Origin of the sequence: Bacillus sp. RO2, from assembly GCF_012911845.1 — a bacterium.
In the GTDB taxonomy this organism is placed as follows: Bacteria; Bacillota; Bacilli; order Bacillales; family Bacillaceae_I; genus Sutcliffiella_A.
In genome coordinates this window covers 151704-174422 of the sequence record NZ_JAAXCU010000048.1, presented here as the reverse complement: position 1 = coordinate 174422, position 22719 = coordinate 151704, and the positions used below count along the sequence as shown (strand labels likewise).

The 22719-nt window shown below is 38.1% G+C and carries 25 protein-coding genes; 5 read left to right on the top strand and 20 right to left on the bottom strand.

Going from position 1 to position 22719, the window contains the following annotated elements:
* Positions 1–415: 415 nt before the first annotated feature.
* On the top strand, positions 416–880 hold the full coding sequence (locus tag HF078_RS16480; RefSeq protein ID WP_169292198.1) for a nucleoside deaminase: 465 nt from the start codon (positions 416–418) through the stop codon (positions 878–880).
* 34 nt (positions 881–914) lie between these two features.
* Here the strand turns inward: HF078_RS16480 and HF078_RS16475 are convergent, their stop codons facing one another.
* The 5 genes from HF078_RS16475 to HF078_RS16455 all read right to left on the bottom strand — a co-directional run bounded on the left by HF078_RS16475 (position 915) and on the right by HF078_RS16455 (position 6987).
* Positions 915–1481 (bottom strand): cysteine hydrolase family protein, encoded by a 567-nt coding sequence (locus HF078_RS16475; RefSeq protein WP_169292130.1) that lies wholly within the window; start codon positions 1479–1481, stop codon positions 915–917.
* A 90-nt stretch (positions 1482–1571) separates the two neighbouring features.
* Entirely contained in the window at positions 1572–1736 is a 165-nt protein-coding gene (locus HF078_RS16470) for a hypothetical protein (RefSeq protein ID WP_169292129.1), read from the bottom strand.
* A gap of 188 nt (positions 1737–1924) precedes the next feature.
* On the bottom strand, positions 1925–4369 hold the full coding sequence (gene parC / locus HF078_RS16465) for a DNA topoisomerase IV subunit A (RefSeq protein WP_169292128.1): 2445 nt from the start codon (positions 4367–4369) through the stop codon (positions 1925–1927).
* Between the two features lie 3 nt (positions 4370–4372).
* Positions 4373–6349: a DNA topoisomerase IV subunit B gene (gene parE / locus HF078_RS16460; protein WP_169292127.1), complete on the bottom strand. Its 1977-nt coding sequence runs from the start codon at positions 6347–6349 to the stop codon at positions 4373–4375.
* 230 nt (positions 6350–6579) lie between these two features.
* A complete protein-coding gene (locus tag HF078_RS16455) occupies positions 6580–6987 on the bottom strand; it encodes a CoA-binding protein (RefSeq protein WP_168865806.1) in 408 nt (135 codons plus the stop codon).
* Positions 6988–7192: 205 nt separating this feature from the next.
* On the opposite strand from HF078_RS16455, the gene plsY reads away from it, so the two are divergent.
* The gene (plsY, locus tag HF078_RS16450) at positions 7193–7798 is read left to right on the top strand and encodes a glycerol-3-phosphate 1-O-acyltransferase PlsY (protein WP_169292126.1); all 606 of its coding nucleotides are present in this window, start codon (positions 7193–7195) and stop codon (positions 7796–7798) included.
* Positions 7799–7835: 37 nt separating this feature from the next.
* On the opposite strand, the gene HF078_RS16445 is transcribed toward plsY, so the two are convergent.
* The 10 genes from HF078_RS16445 to HF078_RS16400 form a co-directional block, all read right to left on the bottom strand.
* A complete protein-coding gene (locus HF078_RS16445) occupies positions 7836–8303 on the bottom strand; it encodes an 8-oxo-dGTP diphosphatase (RefSeq protein ID WP_169292125.1) in 468 nt (155 codons plus the stop codon).
* Positions 8304–8327: 24 nt separating this feature from the next.
* Positions 8328–8726 (bottom strand): VOC family protein, encoded by a 399-nt coding sequence (locus HF078_RS16440; protein WP_169292124.1) that lies wholly within the window; start codon positions 8724–8726, stop codon positions 8328–8330.
* Entirely contained in the window at positions 8723–9334 is a 612-nt protein-coding gene (locus HF078_RS16435; protein ID WP_169292123.1) for a nucleotidyltransferase family protein, read from the bottom strand. Before HF078_RS16435 ends, HF078_RS16440 begins: the two co-directional genes overlap by 4 nt.
* A 26-nt stretch (positions 9335–9360) precedes the next feature.
* Complete coding sequence (locus HF078_RS16430) at positions 9361–9981, bottom strand: zinc dependent phospholipase C family protein (protein WP_169292122.1); 621 nt, start codon at positions 9979–9981, stop codon at positions 9361–9363.
* A 3-nt stretch (positions 9982–9984) separates the two neighbouring features.
* Positions 9985–10566, bottom strand: a complete 582-nt coding sequence (locus HF078_RS16425) for a histidine phosphatase family protein (RefSeq protein WP_169292121.1) — start codon at positions 10564–10566, stop codon at positions 9985–9987.
* Between the two features lie 118 nt (positions 10567–10684).
* Positions 10685–11455, bottom strand: a complete 771-nt coding sequence (locus HF078_RS16420) for a sporulation protein (protein WP_169292120.1) — start codon at positions 11453–11455, stop codon at positions 10685–10687.
* An 88-nt stretch (positions 11456–11543) separates the two neighbouring features.
* Positions 11544–12080: a GNAT family N-acetyltransferase gene (locus HF078_RS16415; RefSeq protein ID WP_169292119.1), complete on the bottom strand. Its 537-nt coding sequence runs from the start codon at positions 12078–12080 to the stop codon at positions 11544–11546.
* 8 nt (positions 12081–12088) lie between these two features.
* The gene (locus HF078_RS16410; protein WP_169292118.1) at positions 12089–12940 is read right to left on the bottom strand and encodes a DUF2785 domain-containing protein; all 852 of its coding nucleotides are present in this window, start codon (positions 12938–12940) and stop codon (positions 12089–12091) included.
* Positions 12930–13619, bottom strand: a complete 690-nt coding sequence (locus tag HF078_RS16405) for an HAD family hydrolase (RefSeq protein WP_169292117.1) — start codon at positions 13617–13619, stop codon at positions 12930–12932. Before HF078_RS16405 ends, HF078_RS16410 begins: the two co-directional genes overlap by 11 nt.
* Positions 13612–14199, bottom strand: coding sequence for an SGNH/GDSL hydrolase family protein (locus HF078_RS16400; RefSeq protein ID WP_169292116.1), 588 nt, complete (start codon positions 14197–14199; stop codon positions 13612–13614). The genes HF078_RS16405 and HF078_RS16400 overlap by 8 nt, the downstream gene beginning before the upstream one ends.
* A gap of 84 nt (positions 14200–14283) precedes the next feature.
* On the opposite strand from HF078_RS16400, the gene HF078_RS16395 reads away from it, so the two are divergent.
* The gene (locus HF078_RS16395; RefSeq protein WP_169292115.1) at positions 14284–14640 is read left to right on the top strand and encodes a FeoB-associated Cys-rich membrane protein; all 357 of its coding nucleotides are present in this window, start codon (positions 14284–14286) and stop codon (positions 14638–14640) included.
* A 64-nt stretch (positions 14641–14704) separates the two neighbouring features.
* On the opposite strand, the gene HF078_RS16390 is transcribed toward HF078_RS16395, so the two are convergent.
* A complete protein-coding gene (locus tag HF078_RS16390; protein ID WP_169292114.1) occupies positions 14705–17758 on the bottom strand; it encodes an efflux RND transporter permease subunit in 3054 nt (1017 codons plus the stop codon).
* A 201-nt stretch (positions 17759–17959) separates the two neighbouring features.
* Positions 17960–19738: a S9 family peptidase gene (locus HF078_RS16385; RefSeq protein ID WP_169292113.1), complete on the bottom strand. Its 1779-nt coding sequence runs from the start codon at positions 19736–19738 to the stop codon at positions 17960–17962.
* Positions 19739–19889: 151 nt separating this feature from the next.
* Between HF078_RS16385 and HF078_RS16380 the strand changes: the two genes are divergently transcribed.
* Both HF078_RS16380 and HF078_RS16375 read left to right on the top strand, forming a co-directional pair.
* The gene (locus HF078_RS16380; RefSeq protein WP_169292112.1) at positions 19890–21080 is read left to right on the top strand and encodes a CapA family protein; all 1191 of its coding nucleotides are present in this window, start codon (positions 19890–19892) and stop codon (positions 21078–21080) included.
* Positions 21081–21265: 185 nt separating this feature from the next.
* Entirely contained in the window at positions 21266–21553 is a 288-nt protein-coding gene (locus tag HF078_RS16375) for a HesB/YadR/YfhF family protein (protein ID WP_169292111.1), read from the top strand.
* Positions 21554–21590: 37 nt separating this feature from the next.
* Here the strand turns inward: HF078_RS16375 and HF078_RS16370 are convergent, their stop codons facing one another.
* The 3 genes from HF078_RS16370 to tlp form a co-directional block, all read right to left on the bottom strand.
* Complete coding sequence (locus HF078_RS16370; RefSeq protein WP_169292110.1) at positions 21591–21896, bottom strand: hypothetical protein; 306 nt, start codon at positions 21894–21896, stop codon at positions 21591–21593.
* 3 nt (positions 21897–21899) lie between these two features.
* Positions 21900–22325: an acyl-CoA thioesterase gene (locus tag HF078_RS16365; protein WP_169292109.1), complete on the bottom strand. Its 426-nt coding sequence runs from the start codon at positions 22323–22325 to the stop codon at positions 21900–21902.
* Positions 22326–22438: 113 nt separating this feature from the next.
* Entirely contained in the window at positions 22439–22681 is a 243-nt protein-coding gene (gene tlp, locus HF078_RS16360; RefSeq protein WP_060663629.1) for a small acid-soluble spore protein Tlp, read from the bottom strand.
* Positions 22682–22719: the final 38 nt, after the last annotated feature.

Here is a 22719-nt window from a genome sequence, read left to right as displayed (position 1 = left end):
AAATAGCTATTTTGTATCAAAAACAAAGTAAACTTATGATAGTGAGACGAAATTAATAAAAATGATTAAAATGCATCGTTTAATTATTTATTAATTTTAATTGGATTTGTTCAATAAACTACAATCATTATTATCAAACCTAAAACCTTAAACCAATCTAGTATTTCTGGCTAATCAGATTTAGTTATTTTTTGATCTATTATCCCTAATATCATTTATTATAAATCTTCATATACAGTCATCTCTTTTCATTACGGTTTACATAATAGTATTACCGCAATCATTTTATAATTTTGTCCCTCCATTGCTGCCAATAATATTTACATGTATTTATTGCTCAAGCGTATTAACTCTAAAGGAATGCAATAAGATGTTAGAAATCCCTTTCTGTGGAGGTGTTTCTTTGGAAAAGCATATGCATGCATTCTTTCTTCACCGCGCCATTGACTTGGCTGTACAAAATGTTAAAGAAAATGGCGGTCCATTTGGCGCAGTTATTACAAAAAACAATCAAATTATTGCTGAAGGTGTCAACAAAGTGACCAGTAACCTCGATCCAACGGCTCATGCTGAAGTTATGGCTATACGGAAGGCTTGCTATAGTTTACAAACCTTTGAGCTTAGAGATTGTATACTTTATAGCAGCTGTGAGCCTTGTCCGATGTGTCTAGGAGCTATATATTGGGCACGAATTCCCACCGTATATTTTGCTGCAGATCGAAAAGACGCTGCCGCCATTCATTTTGATGATGAATTTATCTACCGTGAAGTTCAACTTGATCCTGCAAATCGAACCCTCCCTTTTATTCATTTACCTCTAGTAAACTCCTTGCAGCCATTTATAAATTGGAGTAAAAAAGTTGATCGGACTCATTATTGAAAAACAACGCCACGTTGCAATGGCGTTGTTTTTATTAATTCTTTATTGTTTTTTGTTGAAACAATTTTTTTACTTCTTGAGTTGTAATAACCTCTGCAAATTCTTGGTGTAATGCGGATAAGGCGTGGCGATGCACTTCTTCTGCAGGTAGCTTCAAACCGTCATAGGAAACAGCCTCATATGCTGCTGTTGCGTCACTGCAAACATACGTTCTGTACCCGAGATTTCCAGCCATTCTTACAGTAGTCGATATACAATGATTGGAGGTTAATCCAATAACAATTAGTGTTTGATAGCCATTTTTCTTTAGGTAACTGTCCAATTCTGTTCCGATAAAACAACTGTTCACATTTTTACGGATAAAATATTCATCTTCCATCGGCTCAAATCCCGGTTTTAAAGCAAATCCAGGGTTGCTGGGATGAAGTTTAGAATTTGGGTCTTGGGATACGTGTTGAACATGAATAATAGGAAACTCATTTTGTCTCCATGATTTCATCAGTTCTAGCATTCTATCTTCTGCATCCAGGTTATTGCGTTGCCCCCAAGCTGGATCATCAAATCCTTTTTGTACATCTACTACTAGTAATACCGGCTTCATAATACATCCCCTCTCTTTCCTCCACTATATTATTAGACCTTTACTATAGATATGCTTGAATAAAGGCTTGGATTAACTTTTCTTGGTGCATTAATTATTCCATATTATATCAGGAATTGCATTCTCTTCTGTTACAGAAACAATTTTTAACTGGAGAGTTCGGTCATTTTTAAGCTGTTCTACCTTTTTATACTGATCTTCTACTTTAAAACTACCACCTTCTACATTTCCCGGATTTACTTCTACATTTCCCAAGCTTACTTCTACCTTTAAATTTTAATGTTATACAATTAGCCATTCAAAACACTTATATAGTTTACATAATATAAATCCTGTAAACCTAATTTTACTTCCTACGTAACACTCTTCTCCAAACATATACAAAAAAACCGCCCCTCCACGCCAAAACCCAACGCAGAAAAGCGGTCCCAACTATCTTTATCCTATTTTTCCTTACCTTCTACTTCCTCTTCCGTCTCTACCCACATCTCCACTACATCTCCTGCTTCCTGTTGATCCAGGACGAAGGATCCGTTTGAATAGCGGTCATTGTTGCGGTAAGAGGCAGCTGCAAGCTTCTCCACCATGCCTTTTTCTGTTTGTACATAAATGAAACTGGAAGGCTCCACCAGATCAACTGCTGCTATCTGATGTGGATTATTTTTCACTTCACGAAGCATAACCAGCCCACGCTTAGCACGTGTGGCTTTATCAAACTCGGTAATTTTTAATTTCTTCACGGCACCGCGATGGGTGGCGATAAACAGCATGGCTTTTGATTCCTTTTCGAATACTAAGCCGCTCACAACAAAATCTTTATCTTTCAAGTTTATACCTTTTACACCTGCTGCACGGGCACCTACGACGTTGATTTCCTCTTCTGTAAACCATAGTCCGTACCCGCTTCTTGTCGCCAAAAAGATATCCTGATTGCCATCTGTAAGGTGAACATCCACTACTTGGTCATCCCCTTTAAGGTTTACGGCCATCAGTGGCTTAGAGTAACGTTGTGCTTTATAGGCGCTCAACTCTGTTTTCTTGACCATTCCGTTATGTGTTACGAACAACAAGAATTTAGGATCTTCGAAATTGCTGACAGGTATTGCTTTTATGATGGACTCATCTCGGTCTATTGGAACAATGTTTGCTACATGTTGGCCCATATCCTTCCAGCGGATGTCAGGAAGTTCATGGACTGGCAGGAACAAATAATTACCCTTGTTGGTGAACAATAGCAACGTTTGGGTTGTATTAATGTCCAACTTGGAAATAATTCTGTCCGTTTCTTTCATACCGAAATCTTGTCCATTGGAAGCAGAGAAAGAACGTAAACTTGTACGCTTTACATATCCGTCTTTTGTAACGGTAACGATAACGTCTTCTGAAGGAATCATTACTTCCAGGTTGATCTTAATCTCTTCGATTTGATCTTGGATTTTTGAACGACGCTCATTTGTATAGAGTTTCTTCACGCGTTTTAAATCTGACTTAATAACAGAAAGTAATTTTTTCTCGCTTGCTAGAATTGCTTCTAACTCAGCAACTTTTTTAGCTAGTTCATCTGCTTCTGCCTGCAAAGCCGTAATATCCGTATTGGTTAAACGGTAAAGCTGCAAGGAAACAATGGCTTCCGCTTGTGGCTCTGTAAAAGTGAACTTGGCAATCAAATTATCTTTTGCATCGCGTTTGTCTTTGGAAGCACGGATGGTAGCAATTACTTCGTCTAAAATAGAGAGTGCTTTCATTAAGCCTTCTACTACATGTTGACGTTCTTTTGCTCTGTTCAACTCAAAACGTGAACGGTTTGAGATTACTTCTTTCTGGTGATCTATGTATGCATCCAAAAAGTGTGGCAATCCCATTAATGTTGGGCGTTTTTTATAGATGGCAACCATGTTGAAGTTGAAAGTGATTTGCAGGTCGGTATTTTTATAAAGGTAATTTAATATACCGTTTGCATCTGCTTCTTTTTTCAGTTCAATGACAACACGCAGGCCTGTCCGGTCGGTTTCGTCACGCACCTCTGAGATCCCGTCTACTTTTTTGTCATAGCGAAGTTCATCAATTTTCTTTACTAGATTTGCTTTGTTTACTTCGTAGGGAACCTCTGTGATAACAATCTGTTGCTTTCCGCCACGGATATCTTCCACTTCAGCCAATCCACGAACGATGATTTTGCCTTTTCCAGTTTCGTAGGCTTTCTTGATTCCTTCTACTCCTTGAATGATCCCTCCGGTAGGGAAATCCGGTCCTTTGACAACAGTCATAAGCTCATCCACTGTCACATAAGGGTTATCAATACGCATGATGGTTGCATCAATGACTTCTCCAAGATGATGTGGAGGAATGTCCGTTGCATAACCGGCAGATATTCCTGTAGAACCATTTACTAAAAGATTAGGATACATGGCAGGAAGAACAACCGGCTCTTGGGATGTATCATCAAAGTTAGGAATGAATTCTACGGTTTTTTTATCAAGATCACGTAAAAGCTCGGAAGCGATTGGTGATAATCTTGCTTCCGTGTAACGCATTGCCGCTGGCGGGTCACCATCAATGCTACCGTTGTTACCATGCATCTCGATAAGCATATTGCGTACTTTCCAGTCCTGACTCATACGAACCATTGCATCGTACACAGAGGAATCTCCATGTGGATGATAATTACCGATTACGTTACCGACTGTTTTTGCAGACTTACGGAATGCTTTATCATGCACATTTCCTTCTGCATACATTGCATATAAAATTCGTCGTTGTACTGGTTTAAGTCCATCACGTGCATCTGGTAATGCACGCTCCTGGATAATGTATTTACTATAACGTCCAAATCGGTCGCCTAAAACTTCCTCTAGGGGTAAGTCGTGAAATTTCTCTATCTGTGTCATCTGTTATACCTCCTCTGCTGCGACCAACAAGTTATCATTTTCAAGTATATTAGGATCCTCTTCCAGTCCAAAGGCAACATGGCTTTCAATCCACTTACGTCTTGGTTCCACTTTGTCACCCATTAGTGTGGTTACACGTCGTTCTGCACGGGCTGCATCGTCGATTCGTACACGTATTAAGGTACGAGTATCCGGGTTCATGGTTGTTTCCCACAATTGATCTGCGTTCATTTCCCCTAGACCTTTATAACGTTGGATAGTATAGCCGCGACCAATCTTCTGGATAGCTCCTTGCAACTCTTCATCAGACCAAGCGTATTCTAATACTTCTTTCTTCCCGGTCCCTTTGCTTACTTTGTAAAGAGGTGGAAGTGCGATAAACACTTTTCCAGCTTCAATAAGCGGCTTCATGTAGCGATAAAAGAAGGTCAACAGCAATACTTGAATGTGTGCACCATCTGTATCGGCATCGGTCATGATTACCACTTTATCGTAGTTGATGTCTTCTACTGAAAAGTCCGGTCCGACTCCACCGCCTATTGCATGGATAATCGTATTAATCTCTTCGTTTTTAAAAATGTCTGCAAGCTTGGCTTTTTCGGTATTAATTACTTTCCCTCTAAGTGGCAAGACTGCTTGGAAACGGCGATCACGACCTTGTTTAGCCGAACCTCCTGCAGAGTCCCCCTCGACCAGGTAAATTTCATTTTTCTGAGGATTGCGTGACTGTGCTGGAGTCAATTTACCGCTAAGCATCGCATCAGATCGTTTTCTCTTTTTCCCGCTCCGGGCATCCTCTCTTGCTTTTCGAGCCGCTTCTCTGGCTTGGAAAGCTTTAATGGATTTTTTAACAAGCATCGAACTTGTTTCTGGATTTTCCTCCAGGAAGTAGGCAAGATGTTCTGACACCACACTGTCTACCGCAGAACGTGCCTCACTTGTGCCAAGTTTCCCTTTCGTTTGCCCTTCAAACTGCAAGAGTTCCTCTGGGATACGAACGGAAATAATGGCAGATAGTCCTTCTCTTATATCTGATCCATCTAAATTTTTGTCTTTTTCCTTTAGAAGATTCACTTTTCTAGCGTATTCGTTAAAAATACGGGTCATTGCTGTTTTAGCACCAGCTTCATGTGTCCCGCCATCTTTCGTTCTCACGTTATTAACAAAAGACAAGATGGTTTCTGAATATCCATCATTGAATTGAAAAGCGAAATCTATTTCAATCCCGTTTTGGGCTCCTTCGAAGGAAACAACATTGTGAAGCGAATCCTTTTCCTCATTCAGGTAAGTAACGAATGCCTCAATCCCGCTTTCATAATGAAATACCTCTTTTACAGAATTTCTTTCATCATTCAACTCTATTTTTAATCCTTTTAACAAAAAGGCAGATTCTCGTAGACGTTCACATAATGTCTCAAAGTTGTATGTTGTGGTGCTAAAGATGGTTGTATCCGGCTTGAAATGGATAGTCGTACCTGTTTGATTGGTTGTGCCAATCTTTTCGAGTGTTGTAACTGGCTTACCTCCATTTTCAAAACGTTGCTCGTATACAATACCGTCTCGCTTGATCGTTACGGTCAACCATTCGGATAATGCATTGACGACTGAGGCACCTACACCATGTAGTCCTCCACTCGTTTTGTATCCGCCTTGACCAAACTTTCCACCTGCATGTAATACCGTTAAAATTACTTCGGGGGTAGGTTTTCCCATTTTATGCATTCCGGTAGGCATTCCACGGCCCTTATCCTTCACGCTTATGCTGTTATCTTTATGTATCGTCACAATGATATGATCCCCGTATCCACCCAACGCTTCGTCGACGGAATTATCAAGGATTTCGTATACCAGGTGATGAAGACCTCTGCTGTCCGTGCTTCCAATGTACATACCAGGACGTTTTCGTACAGCTTCAAGACCTTCCAATACCTGTATCGCATCATCGTTATATTCAATCGTATTTTTTGCCACCAAAAACATACCCCTTTCACTACTACCAATAAATCTCTTTATGTATGAATTTCCTTTTATCTATACGGATTTGTCGTTTGTTCACAACAAATATTCGTTTATATATTATCATACATTTGAAACTTGTCTATGTTCTATTGTATAGGGTTCTTAGACTTTAGCCAATATCATCTGGCGTAAATTGTCATAAAATGAATAAAAATCCTTGTTTTTTCTACAAAAACAAGGACGAATTTGACCTATTTGGTTAAAGCGTGTTCCACTTTAATGCAACGATCCATAATAACAGTATAGCCCTTTTCTTTCAACAGTTCATAGGTTTTTTCATCAGCAAGCCCGAGTTGTGCCCAATAAACGTCTGCATCTACTTGTAAAAATTCCTCAGCAACTCCATATAAATGCTCAGAACGACGGAAAACATTAACGATATCAATATGCCCTTCCACTTCTTTTAAAGTAGAAACAGCCTTCACCCCAAGGACTTCGTCTACAGTAGGATTAACAGGAATAATCTCATATCCTGCATCTTGCATCGCTTTAGAAACCATATAAGATGTACGCGCAGGATTATCAGACAATCCAACAACAGCAATTCGCTTGCTCTTTTTTAATATCTTTCCAATTTCTTCTCTGCTAGGAATATTCATATTTTTTGTCCCCTTTACCATTTTTTAAGTTAAATAACATTAATTCTTACTGTTATACCCGTTTAGAATAGTTTTAACAACTAATAATAACCTGATATTAGTACTTACTCATAAAAAATTCGCTATAATTGTAATAAACCCTTTGCATCCTGTTAAATTTAACATATATTAAAGATAGGGATTATTACATAAAGGGGTTTAATGAATGACTGAACTACTAATTATTATACTTGCATACCTCATCGGTTCCATACCTTTCGCACTTGTTGTGGGAAAAGTAGGCTATGGAATCGACATCCGAGAACACGGAAGCGGGAACTTAGGCGGTACAAACACATTTCGTACATTAGGTGTAAAGGCAGGAATGATAGTAACTATATGCGACATCTTAAAAGGGACACTCGCTGCCTCGTTGCCTATCTTACTTGGAGCTGACATTCATCCGCTTCTTGCAGGTGCTTGTGCCGTTGTTGGACATGTTTATCCGATTTTTGCAAAATTCAAAGGCGGTAAAGCAGTAGCAACTTCAGGTGGAGTACTATTGTTCGCCAGTCCGCTTCTGTTCGGCTTAATGTTATTCTGCTTTTTTCTTTTCTTATTTTTGACGAAGTATGTATCTCTATCATCTATGCTTACTGGAGTAGTCACCACCATTTATAGCATTGCATTTGGAGATCTTCCGCTTATTATTGCGGTGTCACTACTTACGGCATTTGTGATTTTTAAACATCGGGCAAATATCGGCCGAATCATCCAGAAAACGGAGCCAAAGATCACTTGGTTAAGTTTAAAAAAGAAGAGGGTATCGTAGAGCATTCGAGTTTTCTCGGATGTTTTTTTATTTGTCATTAATGCTTTGTTACCACTTCTTTTACAGCTTTTTTGACCCCATCATCCCATACTACATGCTTCTCAAAAGTTCCCTCTTCAAAAAATAGCGGAAACCTTTTCTTGAACCAGTCTTGCATAGGGAGCTCTAAGGCCTCCGATATTGCTACCCATTTTAATTCCCCTTCAGGTGGAAAAGGTAAGAGTTGTCCACGGAACGTATATGTCACATAGTTAAACACCATATATCTCTCATTTTCCAACTCATTTACATATTCATCTAAACCTTTATAAATTAAGTTACTAACTTCCAAACCAGTTTCTTCAAGAACTTCTCTTATTGCACCTTCTGTTAGACTTTCGGGAAATTCTACTTTCCCGCCTGGTCCTATATAGCCTGGAAACCCTTTATGGGATGGTCGATTAACTAATAGAACTTTATCTCCGTCCACTACTAGACACATCGTGTACATGCTGATCTTAGTCATTTTATTTTCATCCTTTGAAAGACATTATTCAGAAGGAGCCACAAGCTCTACTTTAATCCGGTCAGGATCTTCAAAAAATGCCGCATAGTAGTTTTCCCCGCCGGCATATGGATGTTTGTCAGTATATAACATATTTACTCCACGAGCCTTCAGTTTTTTTGTTAAGTCGTCAACCTGATCTCGTGATGCTGCATGAAAAGCAAGATGATTAAGGCCTACTCTGCAACGATGATAAGGAACATCCAAAAATCTTTCTTCCGCTTGTACAAATACTATATAGGTATTTTCTATTTTCCAACTCTGGCCACTTTCCCACTCTTGATAGGACCTATACCCCAATTCATCGAGAAGCCACCCCCAGAATTCTTTAGTTTTCTTCAAGTCCGACACGTACAATTCTATATGATGTAGCATTCCTGTCATGAACTAACACCTTCCACTTGTGAAATAGTGATATTTGGCCATAATGCCTGCCAATTTTTCTGTTTTATACGGTTTTCATAAATGCTGGCATGCTCTGCAGTTTTTTTAAAGAGAGCAGTGGGCTTAACCTTTAAATTTAACAGATCTTGAATACCGCAAGGAGCAGCTAATTCCAGCTCATTCTCTTGGTTTAATTTTATGCCTATTGCTGTCGCCGTTTCTGGAAAATTAGACATTGCTTCCGTTGAATTAGCATATGGAGGTAAATTATTAATGACATGCATTCTTGCTTGGTTTTTCACCGACCAGGGTGCACCTGGGTAGAGTTCTAGCAATCTTTGTTCAAGAAATTTTTCCTTTCCCTCTGTTATATCATTTTTATCAAAAAAGATAACATCGATATCAGGCAAAGAAGTTCTACTATTATATCCGTGTAATGCGTCCCAAACTTTTGTTCTGACAAATCCAGCACATACCCACCAATCAGGTAGGTTAAGGGATTTTGCCGCTCTCAAAATATCCATCATCCATTCGTCTGATTCAATCAATTTCATTACTTCTTTTTCATTGTATAACAAAAAATGCCTCCTTTTACGGTATACGAACATACATTCTCATTATACAAAAGAAAGCACTATTTTAGCAAGACTTTCCAATCAGATACTTTGTTTATGAACTGTACACCCATGTCAATGGAAGTCTCGATATAGCCAATGATCATTTCCATCGTGAAAACTTGTAACGGCTCTTCAGTTTGTGTGAGCATCATATCATGTTCAACATAAGGGATAAAAGATGATACTTGAGTAAGGGATACTTCCTCTAACTCCATTGGATCCGCTGCACCTAGAATTCCCTTTAATAAATCAGGTTCAATCTGATAATGAAACATCAATTTAGAATTTAGGAGCTTAAAGTCATGATGGTATCTTTCTAATATAGTAGAATCATTTTCCAACCTGTTTTTTAACCATGGTAAAAAGAATCCTTTAAGCCAAATATCATCTGCTATTAAATGTGTATAATAGCCTAGAATATAAGGATGATCCTTGTAATTACTGTATTTTTGTAGGAAAGCTTCATAATCAATGGACCTACTGTGGTCATTTGGATTTCCTTTGTAGAAATGAGACAGATCCTTAGGAGCAACAGCGTCTGGTGCAACGGCTCCTAATATAAAGGAAGAAATATCAACTACTTTAATACGGGAAGCAATTTCATGAGCAATAATGGTATGCATTAATCGAGAACCCATCTTCTACTTCCCTCCTAAATGCTTCGTACAATTATATAATTCGCACTCCCACAGTCCCTCACGAATTTTTACAGTGGAAACAGAGGTATTTTCAAGATGATCATCCATCTTAAGGTCTTTCACCAATTCTCTTAAAATATGTCTAATATAGGAACCGTGACTGACCACTAGTACATTCTGGCCTTTATATTTTTCTGTTACCTCTTCAATAAATGAAAGGGCGCGTTTTATTACCATTTCCCTAGGTTCTATTCCCAAGTCGAGTTCTCGCCAATTTTCTCCCCATTTTTCTATTCGTTCTGGTTCTGTTGTACCTTCAATTTGACCTCCGTTTACTTCTTGAAGTCTAGAGTCTAAAAACACCTCATTAACATTCAGGTTCCTTGCCACAATTTCAGCAGTTTGCATGGCTCTTACTAGATCACTAGAGTAAATTACATCCCACTCTTCATTTTTTATTCTTTCTGCTAAACTTTCTGCATCTCTAATTCCATCTTGGTCAAGTGGAATATTAGCACTTCCTTGTGCTCTTCGTTCTTTATTCCAAGCAGTACTTCCGTGACGGATGAGTCCAAGTTTTGTCATGACAACGCACTCCTCTAAAATTAATAGAATGAATTTTTAGTTTAATTTAAATTATTTGAAATAACAACTTTTACATAAAAAAGAACACCGTAACAGGTGTCCTCGTTAAAACATATTCTTAGCAATAACGACGAATGGTACTTTCTAATTGCTCTTTAAAGCGCGGAAGGTCCTGGGTTGTTACACGCAGCTTTACAAACGTCTCATCCATTTCCAGTGCTTCCGATAGAAAACTGCCAAGACCTCTAACTTTACGATCTACTTGCAGAACCAATTCTACTGAATTTCCAGTATTATTTGAAAAGATCATTTCAATTTCATCCAGTTTACCTCTAAACGGACCGGACGTTGGAACAAATTCAAACTCTTGAATGAACGGATAATGAGTTTTCCATCTATAAGGAGCAGCTTCACATTCTACTTTTCTTAAACGAAAACCTAATTGCTCAGCGGCACTCATGATTGTTGAGACAAGGGGAGAAGGTTGAACATGAACCACATCATTATCTGAAGGATCTACTGCATTTTTTATATCCAATCCTGTTTGTAACCAAACTTTTGTGTTGCCCATACTTACAGGTGTTTCATATGGCAATGTCAATGTAAACGGAATTTCTTTCTTTTCATTAACACCAATTACAAACGAATCCACAATTTTCGTTTTTTCTAAAACCGCTTGTTTATTAACCTTCGTATCATTCGATTCTTTTATATAATTTGTTAATAAAGTTAAGTAGATTTCATCAATCTTCTGCTCTATAGAACCACCAGTGATTTCAACAATCCCTTTGATTTCCTCACCACATACAAAACTTGATTCAGCGAGTTTTGTATCTACCTTTGCAGCTCCAATTCCCACACTAGCTAATGCTTTGTTAAAAAAAGACATCCATACTCCTCCATTCATCATGAAAATTTAATAGACATTGATAATACGATTGAAATAAGGATAAGGTTTCAAAAGATATGAAATAAAATTAATTAGTAAGTTCCATCAACCAACAATCTCTGTATTCCCCTTCATGTAAAATATGCTCACGTAATTCTCTTATCTTTTTAAAGCCACATTTTTCATAACATTTTATTGCTCTTCCATTGGATATCATTGGGTCCATCACTATCCGGTTGCCCCTTATTTTAGTTAATAGGAAATTTACTGTGGATGTAATGAGCAGGGTTCCTATCCCTTTGTTCCAGTAGTCGGAATTCCCAATAAACTGATCTAAGCCATAAACCCTTTCCATCTCAAAGTATTCTGCAAGGGTGCTAGTAGCCTTATTTATAGGGTAAAATTGAATATAACCAATGTTTTTTCCATCATAGACGACCATACACCTAAATACTTCATCATCTCTATTGAAGAATTTCCTTAGGATATCTTCCATGTTGAATATAGCATCTCGCCCCTCATAGAACTCCAACACTTTGGGATCGGTCAACCATTTAAGTAAATATTCTTCGTCCCTGCCTTGTTGTAGCTTCCTTATAAGTAATTTTTCATTATGAAAGTTCATAACAGCATCTACCCTTGACTATAAGATTCTTTGAACCAGTAATAAATTTCATGTTCTATACAGTCTAGTAGTTCCAAATCAGGATTCAAAAGCTTCATTCTAAAGTAAAGGGATTTCAAAAAAATAGTCACATTCATTTTATTTTGGTAAAAGGGCTTTGTTTGACCATGATTTATGTATTCTTTTTTCAAAATATATGAGAGGTCTTTTATCCAGCTTATAAGCACCTGTGTCTCCATCCCTTGTTCTAACAGGGCTACTATAGCAAAAATAAGCCTCTCATCTTCCTCATCTTGGTACACTACTTCTTTTAGAAGGCAAGTTTTTATAGCTTTAAGTACATCAGTAAGTAGATTGATTTCAAAATGAGCGTGACTTACCAGGGCTGACAACATATCAGCTCCATGAGCAATACTGTGCGCCCACCCCTTATTCTTAACGAATCCGCGGGTATCCATCTCTTTATCTAGATATTCTAATATTACTGTCTTTATTTCTAGCAATCTAATAGAATCGATATATCTCCCATCGTCGTTCGCTAAAATTAATGCAACAACCAAAGAAGAGAAGGATCTAGTGAAAACAGAGTCCGTCCTTTCTTCTCCAATTTTATAGAACAGGTGCCTCTCATCCAAACATATTTCTAACATATTATGAACCTTACTTTGCGGGATGAATCCACTGTTAATAAATTTTGCAAAGTTAGAGTAAATCAGATTATCACGAAGGATGGGGTCTGTTGAACCGATATGCTTCATCATGGAATCTATCAGGGTATCCCGAAAAGTTTCGTCTTCTAATATCTTTTTTTCTTCGATTGTTAAAAGCTCATGCTTTAGGGTTTCTTCTTTAAAAACCATACTCTCTTCCTTCCTTCTCATTAATAGATTTGACAATAGCAGGCAAACAACCGAGATCCTCTATAATAAAGTCTGCATCCACTTCATTCCAATATAAGTCTCTCTTCCAAACTGTGGTCATACCGACAGCTTTAGCAGCAGTCACATCATTCTTGGGATGATCCCCAACAAAAAGACATTCGTCTATTGATACTTGTAGAAATTCAGCTGATCTGCGGAAAATTTCCGGATTAGGTTTCTTTATTCCTTCCCGCTCTGAGACAAGAATGGATTGGAAAAATGGTTCGATCCCCAGTGCTTTTAAATTATTCATTTGGAAAACTTCAAAACCGTTCGTTATCATTCCTAATGAAAGGTTGTCTTCAGAAAGTCGCTTAAGTGTGTTTTCTACATTATCAAAAGGGGTACAGTGCAATGGAAAGTAATGGATATAATCATCCAAAAGTTCTTTCCAAGTCAGTCCCTCTATTAGAAATTCAGCAATAAGCTGCTGATAGACTTTATCCTTCCAAACATACCCGCGAGCATCCAACTCGATAAATCTATCAATATAGGCATTTTTTTGAATATGCCTAAAAGCTTCCTTACACCTTTCATACTGATCATCAACGAACTTCTCTAAGGAAACATCCCTATTCAAAAGTGTACCATCAAGATCAAATATAACTGCCCTAATCAAATTTTTGCTCTTCGCTTGATTCTAGTTCAACTATCTTTTCAGTGATCAAATTTGCCAATATCTCATATCCAGCATCACCAAAATGCAAACCATCATTTAATATGCCAACTAGTAGTTCATTATAATTCGGTCTAGAGTACAATTCTGTGTAGAAGTCAATCAAATAGCTACCGGTTTCCTTTGAAACACGTTTAACTGCATCTGCATATTTAGCCAGTTCGTTATTTTTCCTGTTTGGTTGTAATGCTTCATCCACTGGAGGCGGAGTGATGAGTATCGTTTTATCTGATCCAATTTGTCGGGTGATCTCTAACAAGTTCTCTTCATAAGTGTTAAGTGCCACCTTTTTATGAACAGCAGCATCATTCGAGCCGAATAAAACAGTTACTAAATCGGGGCTATGAGTTAATACATCCTTTTCCATTCTTCTTAATGCGTCCTTCGTGGTATTAGCAGATACACCTGCGTTGACAACTCTGAACTGAGGGAGTTGTAAAGTAAGTTTTTCAGTAAGTTGAGGGTTATCCTTTCCTTCATGCCTTGCAGTTAAACTATCACCAAAACAGACTAGTGTTTTCATATGAATAAAGACCACCTTTGAAAATTTATTAATAGTTTATATGTTACCATATAATAGAAAAAACTAAAGCGAAGGGGTTATATAATGGATAATGAATTAATTGCAAATCTATCAATGGAAAGCTTGATGATCAATTTAGTTATTGGTATTGTGGTTGGATTAATTGTGAGTTTTATTTTGAAGAGGGTTTACAGAAATAAGAAAAAAGTAGATAAAGGATTTGCCCTAAGCTATTACAAGCTCAGTTATAGACGTAAACTGATTCGAAACCTATGGCAACTCCCGCCGTTTTTCGTAGCATTGATTGCTATCATAATAATTTTTGATATCCACACCACTGCTTCCGTTTTTTTATTGTCCCTATTCATCTTAGCTGGTCTTACCCACTGCCTTCTTCTTTATCGAAAATGGAAACAAGAAGAAAGAAACACTGAAATGTAGTGCTTGAACATAAAATAAGAAACAAGCACCCCTTATCACTTAGACAATGGATGCTTGCTTTTCATTAACCTGCTTTTTTAGCTGGAGTGACTTCTTTGCCGTTATTTTTGTTTCGATTGAAAATTTTACGGATACCCACTCCAAGATCATGGAAAAGCATGTAGACAGAAGGAATCAGTACCAATGTTATTAAAGTTGAAAACAATAGGCCGGCAATGACCACTGTGGCTAATGGTGCCTGATAGTTGCTTGCTGCCCCTGTTGAAATGGCAAGCGGCAACATTCCGCCAACTGTCGTCAACGTCGTCATGAAGATTGGGCGTATTCTATTCATACCCGCTTCTACCATTGCTTCCCCTACAGCATAATTTTCTGCTCTCAGCTGTTTGGCTCTGTCAATCAATAAGATTGCGTTATTTAAAACAATCCCAATTAACATAATGACACCCATCCCTGACATAATACTCAATTCACGCTGCGTTAAAAGTAAGCCTAGAATAACCCCAGTGAATGTCATTGGAATAATCGTCATAACAATGATTGGATGAAGCAAATGGTTGAATTGGACAGCCATCACAACATATACCAAGAAGATGGCAATGGCTAAGATGACTAACATATCTTGTATCGCTTCTTGTTGTTGCTCTAAACTTCCGCCAACAGAAATGGTATAACCATCTGGTGTATTAAATTCCTCGACCATTTTTTGAACATCTCTGTTTACCGAACCTAAATCACGACTCTCGATATTCGCAAGAACCTTGACAACCCGCTCCCCGTCTTTATGATCAATTTGCCCAGGTGCTTTCACTTGCTCAAATGAAACATAAGTAGAAAGGTTTTTAGGTCCGTCCTGTGTGTTCACCTCAAGATCTAATAACTGCTTTTTGTTTGAAATTACTTCATCTGGGGCAACTAAAATAGGTGTTGCTTCTTCATCTTGCAAGGCACCTATTGGAACAGAAGAAGATAAATCATTTAATTGTCCTAAAATTTGTAAAGGAGTTATTCCGTCCTTTGTCATCTCTTCTTCATTTAGAACAATTAGTTCTTCGTCCATTAGTGTTCCGAGTGATGTAGTGGTTCCAATGATTCCATCTATCCCATTTAATTCTTTTACCATATTAGAGGAAAGCGACGTCAGACCATCAAGATTCTCACCACTTAACTCAATTTGAACCGGATAACTTGCTCCAGCGCTCATAACAGAAGTAACATCCACAACAGGATAATCTTCTTTTAGTTCAAGCAATCCCGAGAGAATTTGCTCGTTTACATCTTTTTGCTCTAAGGTGGCTTCTTCTTCTGGAGTCATATTAATCAAAACAAACATAAATTCTATCTGATCGAGTACAAAACCTTCCTTAACATCCGGAGTATCAACAAGCTTGGCATGTATTGCTTCTGCTATTTCATTTTTCTGGTCTGGTGTGACTCCTTTATCTAAGGTAACCATTATTTCCGAATAACGATTATACATGTCAGGCATGATGGTCATAGGAACTTTTGTTACTAACGCTAAAGAACCAATAAACATGACGAAAAATAGAAAGATGACACCGTAGCGTCTGCGCTTTTTACCTGTCAGCCAACTGATGAACCTACCATAAGACAAGATAACCTTACTTTCTTTTTTATTTTGTTGCCTTTTGTTCAATTTCAAGAAATTTTCAGAAAGGGATGGGATGAGTGTAAAAGAAACGATCACTGAACTAACGAGTGTCACAATCACCACAACAGATAATATGATCATGAACTTCCCTGCTTCTCCACCTAACAAACCGATTGGTAAGAAAACAACAATGGTGGTTAGCATCGAGGCAAATACCGCAGAGGCAACTTCCTTTACCCCAATTAATACAGCTTCCCGGTTCTGTAAACCTTGTTCTTTTTTACGATAAATGGATTCTAAAATAACGATGGAAGCGTCCACCATCATACCAATTCCTAACCCTAGAGCTATTAAACTCAGCATATTAATGCTGTATCCTAATAACCACATACTTGCAAAAGTAAGTAAGATAGATAATGGAATAGAGATACCAATGATCATGGTTGCTCTTACATTTCGAAGGAACAGGAAAAGCACCACAATGGCCAGTAATCCTCCGATTAAAATGTTGTTTGAAACACCATCCACTGCTTCGCTAACATAATCTGCTTGAGCTACTACTTCTTCAAATTCAAATTCAGAAACAAGCCCTTCTTGCCTTATTTTCTCCACTTCCGCACGGACCGCTTCTGCCATTTCGATTTGTGTAACCTCAGATACACGCCCTATTTGTACCATTACCACATCCTGACTACCGTCTTTCCACACACCTGAAGAAGTTTGGCGAACCTGTAGATTAATTTCTGCAAGTTCATTAAGTTCTTTCACACCAGACATTGTCGGTATAAGAATACCTTTAATATCCTCCACATTTGTCAAAGAGGTATTCCACCTGACAGTCGGTTCGTTTGCTTCCTCCGTTAGTTCTCCGAATGACGTTATCAGATTAGACTGTTGGATCGTTTGAATGATCTGCTGTGAGTCAACACCAGCTTCTTGTAATTCATCATTCTTTAATTGAATGATCACTTCATTCTCTTCTAATCCATCAAACTTCACATCTCTTACTTCAGGCAAAGCTTCCAGTCTAGGCTCTACTACATTTTTAGCAAATGCCGAAATGTCTTGCATGTTACCATTAAAAATATCCATATAAAACTCATATTCCTGACTGGTAGTCATTTGAAAACTATTAATATACTGAACACCAGGGATTTGCGTGGACAAAGGGGCAACTGCGGCCTCAATATTTTTATGTACTTCATCCCCTCTTCCCTCTTCTATCATGACAGTGATAGAAGACTTTCCTACATATGTTGCAGAAGTATGTGATTCCACACCATCCAATCCGCTTAGAATTTGTTCAATTGGTTTCGTCACTTTATCTTCTACATCCAATACCGGCATTTGGCCTGCGTCTACCTGGACAATTGTCATGTCAAAGGAAATAGGTGGCATCAATTCCTGATCTAATTTATTCAGCGAATAGAAGCCAATCATAAAGACGAACACAACTAAAAGTCCAACAGCGATTTTCCTTTTTAAAATAAAATCCATCATCGACATCCTTAAAGTCTCCTCTCCATTAATAAAAATAAGAATAAATTTCCAACACCCAAAATTGATTATATGCTCTACAAAATCAAATAAAAAGCGTTTTTTGGAAAATACTTCTTGAGACGTAGAAGAGGCTACGACTAGAGCTCCATTCTTTGTCAATAAAAAAAGAACCCGGAAAAACCCGAGTCCTACACAATCTGTAAATAATTATTTATGTTTTTCTAAAAAGTTCAAGATAGCCCTGAATACCTTAATTTCATTTTCCTTTTTTGAGAACCCATGTCCTTCATCTTCTAGTACAAGGTACTCTACATCTCGGCCCTTTTCTTTTAACGCATCGACTATTTGATCCGACTCTTTTTTGACCACTCGGGGGTCGTTAGCACCTTGAATAATTAGCATTGGCTTAGTCATGGTATCAAGATAGGTAATAGGGGAATCAATTGTCAGACGGTCTTTATCCTCAACTGGGTCGCCCACCCATTGTTTCATGACCGGTTTCCAGTGTTCTGGCACGGAATCAATGAAGGAAAACAGATTGCTGACACCAAAAATATCAATAACAGCCTTAAAATACTCTGGATGTCGACCATGTAGCAGTAAAGCCATGTATCCACCATAGCTGCCGCCCATCAAGAATATCTTATCTCTGTCTGCAAACCCTTTTTCAATGATCCATTCCAACCCATGTATATTGTCAAGGCGAGGTCCATGTCCCCAGTCTCCCTCCACCATTTTCATATAGGCTAATCCGTAGTTGGAAGATCCACGGAAATTTGGAGCAAAGATACTATATCCTCTATTAACAAGGAATTGGAAATAGGAGCGGAAAAACTTTCGTTCAGAAGACTGCGGACCACCGTGCGGCCAAAGTATCACATGACCATTTGAAACCTCTTCTTTTGCCTTAAAAAATAAAGCTTCAATCTCAAGTCCATCAAAGGATGGATACGAGAGAATTTCAGGTTCACATAGATCTTCATCCGACACTGCCGGGACACGGTTATTTGTTAAAGGAACCCAGCCTCCATCTTCTTTTTTAAATATGTTTGCTGGTTTTGAAGCATTTTTTCCTAGTAAAAAGACCGAACCACTTTTACCGATTACTACTTTTTCAATAATAGACACCGGGCTGTTAACTTCATCCAGTACTTTGTTCTCCAAACAATAGGTATAGAGCTTATCTTCCACGCCTTTGGCTGAAACAAGATATAACTTATTTCCTGTTTTGTCTAAGTACATATCATTGAAATGCATGTCACTTTTCGATACTCTTGTAAATTTCTTCGTTTCCAGATCAAAATGTGCGAGGTAACCATTATCATCCTCATAGTCCGTTACAAGATAAATGGAGTTTGTCCCAGTAAATACCGCACTGTCAACGGTGTGCTGACTCTCTGTTTCTGGAGTTAGTTTTGTTGATGTGCCTCCTTGATGTACATACGCTTGTGTGTACGTATTTGCATAATGTCTTAAGGTAATGAAGCTTTCTTCATCCTCTGAGACGGCTATTAAGTAGGTAGACGCATCTGTCCCTTCTACCAATAACTTCTCTTCTTCTGTTTTTAAGTCGTAACAATAACAGTTTAAATATGTTTCGTTGCCTTTGGTGCTTGTATAGTATATTCGGTTCCCATCTTTAGAAAAACTTGGAGACATGTGACGATGCTCCAGTTCCACTCTCACATCCTGCAATTCACCGCCGCTGCTTGGTAGAGCATAAATTTGCGTCAGTTCATTCCCATCCTGGTCGAAGCTTGCTAATATGTATTTTCCGTTTGGGTCGTACTTTAAGCCATGACAGCTTTGGTTATTAAATGTGAGCGGGTATGGGTATTGATTCGGCAAATCCATTGCCCAAACATTATAGTGGCCTGTGAGATTCGTACTGTACACTAACTGTTTTTCATCGGGACTCAATGTAAAATCTTCAATATTAAATACTTTAAAGAACTGTTCCACTTCCGGTTTTTTGAACGTAAGCAATTGACTTCCCCCTTTATCTGTTTTCCCTTACTATTTCGAGATACAAAACAGAAACCCTTTAATTTTTTGAAATTTCGACATATTATGGTGATTTTCACAAAAACTATGTTATATTGTGGAGTAAAGAAATAGATATAAGGGGTCATAATCAATGAATGCAAAAGTAAAATATCTCCTCCCAATTCTTATCATATTACTATTGGGAACCATTTTTTCTGTATTGTCTTTTAAACATTTTGACAGTTTTTTGGGGAGCGATAATCAAGAAGAGCTCGTTGTACAACCGGTTAAATTACATCATTCAACGAAGTCATTAAAAGAAGATAAAGGTTTTCGTACTGAAGCAACCATTTCCGCTGTAGGAGACTTACTAATCCATAGTACGGTCTATAATGCTGCAAAAACAGGGGAAAACAGCTATGATTTTAATCCGATGCTAGACAAGGTGAAATCATACCTACTTGAAACCGATATTTCCATTGCAAATCAAGAAACGATCATAGGGGGAACGGAAATAGGGTTATCTAACTATCCTAGTTTTAACAGTCCATTTGAAGTTGCTGATGCTCTTCAAGAAGCTGGCGTTGATATCGTCAGCATCGCCAACAACCACACATTGGACCGCGGCGAAAAAGCCATCATGAATGCCATTAACCATTACGAAACCATCGGGATGGAATATGTCGGTGGCTATAAGAGCAATGAAGATAAAGCACGATTACGGACCATATCTAAAAATGGCATTGAATTCTCCTTCCTGTCTTATACATACGGAACAAACGGTATTCCCGTTCCGGAAGGTAAAGAGTTCTTTGTAAACCTGATTGATCGTGAGGCGATAAAAAGAGATGTGAAAGAAGCGAAAGAAAATTCAGATGTAGTTGTAGTTGCCATGCACTGGGGGGTAGAATACATCCTTTTTCCTAACTCCGAACAAGAGGAACTAGCAGACTTTCTGGCTGATATTGGTGTCGACATTGTGATCGGACATCACCCTCATGTTTTGCAGCCAATGAAGTTTATGGACAGGCCCGACGGTGGTAAAATGTTTGTCGTGTATTCATTGGGTAATTTCCTTTCTGGTCAAAAAGATGACTATAAAGATATTGGCGGTATCCTTCAACTCCATGTGGAAAAGACGGTAAATGGTCAGGAGAGCAAAATCGATATTAAAGTAAATAATTTTATCCCTACGTATGTTTCACAGATCAATCCTACTAAATATCATGTGGTTCCATTAAAGGACGCAGCTTCATTTGGTTTTCCACAGGCAGAAGCCAAGAACGAAGAAATGATGAAGCATATGTATCAATGGTTACAAGAAGATGAAATAAGAAACTAAGATCTCAAGCATCGGACCAATAATTGGGGCCGGTGCTTTTATTTTCTCTAAAGTTGTTTCATTTGGTTGCATATGTGGAATTCAGGTATAATAAGGATGTATATACATATTGCGTTCATGCGAAAGCATCTTTCCTTTTTTCAAGGCAACGTAATACAATCAAAGAGACAAAAGGAGTTGCTGTTATGAATATTCACATGTCAGATCAAGCTTTAGAATGGTATAAAAAAGAGCTGCACTTAGAAAAGGGAGATAATATAAAATTTCAAGTGCGCTATGGAGGATGCAGTACTGTCCAGAAGGGATTTTCTTTAGGAATTGTAAAAGAAGAGCCAGATCAAGCTGTTGCTACCACTGAAAGGGACGGCATTACGTTCTTTGTGGAAGAAAAAGATGCTTGGTACTTTGATGGTCATGATCTTCATATTAAGTTCGATGAAGAATTGAATGAACCTAAATTTGACTATGAGTGAGCATAAAAAAGAATTAGGGCGAAAAAGTCCTAATTCTTTATTTATCGTCAAAAAAGCGATTAATTTGGTTCCATTGACCTTCTTTTTTCAAAATCTCAAGCTGGGTATCTCCAATTAGATCAAAATGAGGATACTCATTCCTTTTATGTATCCATTCTTCCTTTAACCCATATTGATGACCCCATTTAATGAGTTTATTTACATCAGAGCAACCGGCTTTTGTAACGGTTGTAATGCCATCATAACGTGGGTGAATCCAATAGTGTGTTAGGAAGGCAATCTCCCCGCTTTTTACTTTCTCTTTCCATTCTTGGAGTTCCCCGCGATTGATTCCAAAAGCCATGTTTTATTCTCCTTGCTTTTTAGCGTTCTCATAGGCAGCATGCCACTCTGGGTATTTTTTTCGAATAATTATTGGCTTGAAGTTATCCTTTTTCACACAAACATGTGAGGAACTTCCAATAAGCGCGATTTCCTCATCTGGTGTAAGTATTTGATAACCATAAACTACTCGGAAGCCATCATAGGTTTCAATCCATGTATGTATCGACGCCACTTCCCCGTAACGCAGCGGTTTCTTATATGTAACATTTATGTCTATTACAGGTGAAATCACTCCGTCCTGCTCCATTTCTGCGTAGGAAAAGCCTAAATCTTTGATAAGTTGTGTTCTGCCGAGTTCCATCCAAACCAGGTAATTGGCATGATACACAACCCCCATTTGATCTGTCTCCGCATAACGTACTTCAATCTCTTTTTTAGAAACCAGCATCTCTACTCCCCCATTTACTTGGCTGTATTTGATAATGATAACATAAAAGAATATTTTTCCACATTAAAAGGGTCTAAAAAAAGACGGGCATGAACGCTGCCCGTCTTCCTCTGTTACTTAAAACCGTTTTCGCGAGCACTCGCTTCGTCTTTAATCTCAGATCTAAAAGCTGCAATGCTTTCTTCGCGACGGTGGTTTTTTGCTTCAATGCGAGCTCTTTCCTCTTCATTGGCAAATTGCATGGAGTCATGTGCTTCCTCAATATTCTCTATTGTGTTTTGCACCATGCTTTGTAGTTTTTCTACATTATCACTGCGATCATCCGGGTTTGCACGATGTTGTTTGTTTTGGTCCATAACAAAACGCCTCCCTTTATCGAATGAATGGTACTACA

Excerpts from the sequence above, each read along its gene's own strand:
- HF078_RS16370 (WP_169292110.1), bottom strand. The coding sequence starts at position 21,896 with ATGGCTTTTGGAATCAATCGCGGGGAACTCCAAGAATGGAAAGAGAAA.
- HF078_RS16435 (WP_169292123.1), bottom strand. The coding sequence starts at position 9,334 with ATGTTCGTATACCGTAAAAGGAGGCATTTTTTGTTATACAATGAAAAA.
- tlp (WP_060663629.1), bottom strand. The coding sequence starts at position 22,681 with ATGGACCAAAACAAACAACATCGTGCAAACCCGGATGATCGCAGTGAT.
- HF078_RS16475 (WP_169292130.1), bottom strand. The coding sequence starts at position 1,481 with ATGAAGCCGGTATTACTAGTAGTAGATGTACAAAAAGGATTTGATGAT.
- HF078_RS16390 (WP_169292114.1), bottom strand. The coding sequence starts at position 17,758 with ATGTCGATGATGGATTTTATTTTAAAAAGGAAAATCGCTGTTGGACTT.
- HF078_RS16420 (WP_169292120.1), bottom strand. The coding sequence starts at position 11,455 with ATGTCTTTTTTTAACAAAGCATTAGCTAGTGTGGGAATTGGAGCTGCA.
- HF078_RS16380 (WP_169292112.1), top strand. The coding sequence starts at position 19,890 with ATGAATGCAAAAGTAAAATATCTCCTCCCAATTCTTATCATATTACTA.
- HF078_RS16375 (WP_169292111.1), top strand. The coding sequence starts at position 21,266 with ATGAATATTCACATGTCAGATCAAGCTTTAGAATGGTATAAAAAAGAG.
- HF078_RS16425 (WP_169292121.1), bottom strand. The coding sequence starts at position 10,566 with ATGACAAAACTTGGACTCATCCGTCACGGAAGTACTGCTTGGAATAAA.
- HF078_RS16440 (WP_169292124.1), bottom strand. The coding sequence starts at position 8,726 with ATGACAGGAATGCTACATCATATAGAATTGTACGTGTCGGACTTGAAG.
- parC (WP_169292128.1), bottom strand. The coding sequence starts at position 4,369 with ATGACACAGATAGAGAAATTTCACGACTTACCCCTAGAGGAAGTTTTA.
- HF078_RS16455 (WP_168865806.1), bottom strand. The coding sequence starts at position 6,987 with ATGAATATTCCTAGCAGAGAAGAAATTGGAAAGATATTAAAAAAGAGC.
- HF078_RS16400 (WP_169292116.1), bottom strand. The coding sequence starts at position 14,199 with ATGAAAACACTAGTCTGTTTTGGTGATAGTTTAACTGCAAGGCATGAA.
- HF078_RS16480 (WP_169292198.1), top strand. The coding sequence starts at position 416 with ATGCATGCATTCTTTCTTCACCGCGCCATTGACTTGGCTGTACAAAAT.
- HF078_RS16445 (WP_169292125.1), bottom strand. The coding sequence starts at position 8,303 with ATGACTAAGATCAGCATGTACACGATGTGTCTAGTAGTGGACGGAGAT.
- HF078_RS16395 (WP_169292115.1), top strand. The coding sequence starts at position 14,284 with ATGGATAATGAATTAATTGCAAATCTATCAATGGAAAGCTTGATGATC.
- HF078_RS16410 (WP_169292118.1), bottom strand. The coding sequence starts at position 12,940 with ATGGTTTTTAAAGAAGAAACCCTAAAGCATGAGCTTTTAACAATCGAA.
- HF078_RS16430 (WP_169292122.1), bottom strand. The coding sequence starts at position 9,981 with ATGGGTTCTCGATTAATGCATACCATTATTGCTCATGAAATTGCTTCC.
- HF078_RS16415 (WP_169292119.1), bottom strand. The coding sequence starts at position 12,080 with ATGAACTTTCATAATGAAAAATTACTTATAAGGAAGCTACAACAAGGC.
- parE (WP_169292127.1), bottom strand. The coding sequence starts at position 6,349 with ATGTTTTTGGTGGCAAAAAATACGATTGAATATAACGATGATGCGATA.
- plsY (WP_169292126.1), top strand. The coding sequence starts at position 7,193 with ATGACTGAACTACTAATTATTATACTTGCATACCTCATCGGTTCCATA.
- HF078_RS16365 (WP_169292109.1), bottom strand. The coding sequence starts at position 22,325 with ATGCTGGTTTCTAAAAAAGAGATTGAAGTACGTTATGCGGAGACAGAT.